Source organism: Thalassospira sp. ER-Se-21-Dark, assembly GCF_017922435.1.
Lineage (GTDB): Bacteria > Pseudomonadota > Alphaproteobacteria > Rhodospirillales > Thalassospiraceae > Thalassospira.
This window is the reverse complement of sequence record NZ_VDEZ01000019.1, coordinates 1-340: the sequence shown is the minus strand read 5'-3', so window position 1 is coordinate 340 and position 340 is coordinate 1. Positions and strand designations below refer to the sequence as shown.

1 rRNA gene is annotated in these 340 nt (G+C 51.5%); it reads right to left on the bottom strand.

Features of this window, described 5'->3' with window-relative positions:
* A 16S ribosomal RNA gene (locus FHI25_RS20515) occupies nt 1-62 on the bottom strand; the annotation flags it as partial.
* Nucleotides 63-340: the final 278 nt, after the last annotated feature.

Here is a 340-nt window from a genome sequence, read left to right as displayed (position 1 = left end):
ACTTGCATGTGTTAGGCCTGCCGCCAGCGTTCGTTCTGAGCCAGGATCAAACTCTCATGTTCAATCCAAGCTTGTCAAAAGACAAACTCTTCAAAATTAACGTCTGCACATTTTGGTGGTTACCACAAATCAATCTGAATAAATTCAAATCGATCCGTCGTCTCCAGGATGCACAGACTAAACGCCATAACGCTGCCCGCGCATCCCTTCCTTCTGATCTACAATGTCAAAGAACTCTAGGACCGAAGCCCCGAACCGCTCAGTCCGCGTCGCCGTCTCGTTGGCGCCGCACCCCGTCGGTGGAGGCGGGTTATAGGCCCCACTCCCAAAACTGTCAAAC